This is a genomic window from Vibrio sp. R-1 (assembly GCF_035615595.1).
Lineage (GTDB): Bacteria > Pseudomonadota > Gammaproteobacteria > Enterobacterales > Vibrionaceae > Vibrio > Vibrio cholerae.
In genome coordinates this window covers 1-1,731 of the sequence record NZ_WPDC01000174.1, presented here as the reverse complement: position 1 = coordinate 1,731, position 1,731 = coordinate 1, and the positions used below count along the sequence as shown (strand labels likewise).

Here is a 1,731-nt window from a genome sequence, read left to right as displayed (position 1 = left end):
ACCTATACAGTGGCCACCTACTAAACCGGGCCTAAAAGGTAAAAAATTCCACTTCGTACCTGCAGCCTCAAGAACCTCTAAGGTATCAATCCCTAACTTATTAAATATAATAGATAACTCATTAATCAATGCAATATTGACATCTCGCTGCGTGTTTTCAATTACTTTTGCAGCCTCTGCTACTTTTATCGATGATGCTTTATGCGTACCGACAGTAATTATTAATTTATATAGCTGATCTACATACTCAGCAACATCCGGTGTAGATCCACTGGTCACCTTAAGGATATTAGTTACACGATGCTCTTTATCCCCAGGATTAATACGCTCAGGTGAATAACCGGCAAAAAAATCAATATTAAACTTAAGACCTGATACTTTCTCTACAACTGGTATACAATCTTCTTCTGTCGCTCCAGGGTAAACTGTTGACTCATAAATAATAACATCGCCTTTCTTTATTATCTTACCCAATGTTTCAGATGCTTTAATTAGAGGTGTTAGATCTGGCTGTTTATGTTTATCAATTGGAGTTGGAACAGTTACAATAAATACATTACACTCTTTTAGTGCATCTAATGAACAGGCGTACGTCAATTTAGTTGCTTCTAACAACTCTAAATTTGAGCACTCTAATGTACTATCGTGACCATTTCGCAATTCATCAATACGAGACTTATTAATATCAAATCCAATCGTCGTTACTTTCTTTCCAAACTCAACAGCAAGAGGCAATCCAACATAACCAAGGCCTATAATCCCAATTTTCGCATTCAAAGTATCGAATTTCATTTTCTTATCCATTATAAAGTGCACATAGAACATCTATTTCGCATTGACACAACAATACGTAACCCAGTTTAATCTAACTTGGTTTTATCTTTTAATGTCGCATAAACTAATGTACCAACTATAGCAAACATTGCCCCTAGTAATGCACCAAGAATCAAAATTAATGCTTTGTTGGGTTTGTCTTTTATAACTGGCTCAGATGGCTTCATTTGATATCGATATGCTTGCACCTGAATGTTATCGCGTAACATTCCTTCTAACTCATCAATTTGACGTTTCACTTCGTAATATCTAAATGGGTAAATAATTGGCGCATCTTTAGTTGCTTTTAGCTCTGCTGATAACAGTTTTTCGCCGAGCAAGAACTTATAGCTACTTTGCGCATTATCGAAGCCGCCTTTGCTAGAGCGATAATCAATGATTCCGGCTTGTTCCGCAGTTGTTAAATCTCGCTGAATATGAGCTATTTGATCAAGCTTTTCTGATTTTCTCTGGAAATCTATATCAATAATTTCTTTATTTAGATTAACCAAAAGAGTATTAACATTTTGATCAAACTCATCAAGACTTAATGTTACAGCTTGATTATTAACATTCTTTAGATATCCCTGCAGTAGTTTATATGCCTCTTGCGCTGAGTCTGCCGATGCTTGTATTATGTAGTAACTTGTATTTCCCTTTTCCTTTGGTGGCGTAATCACAAGACCTTTATTCGCTTGCTCAGCTAACCAAATTTTCTTATCTTGTTCAGTAGATAAATTATTTGTTTCCTTTTTATAATACTCAGTACTCTCTAGAAATTTAACTTTGGTGTCTGGCGATTCAGCAATCAAAATCAAATCGGAAAACAACCCATTAGCCAACGCATTCGTATCTAACGGTTGATTTAATATTCGGGCATACGCTTGGCGAAATTTAAGATAGCTGCCTAATTCAGCA

2 protein-coding genes are annotated in these 1,731 nt (G+C 35.7%); both read right to left on the bottom strand.

The annotated features are described in order from the left end of the window. Positions 1-792: nucleotide sugar dehydrogenase (locus GOU96_RS17360; protein ID WP_324702052.1), on the bottom strand; the 792-nt coding region annotated here is incomplete at its 3' end. A 68-nt stretch (positions 793-860) separates the two neighbouring features. Then, the coding region (locus tag GOU96_RS17355; protein WP_324702051.1) for a hypothetical protein at positions 861-1,731 on the bottom strand (871 nt) is incomplete at its 5' end.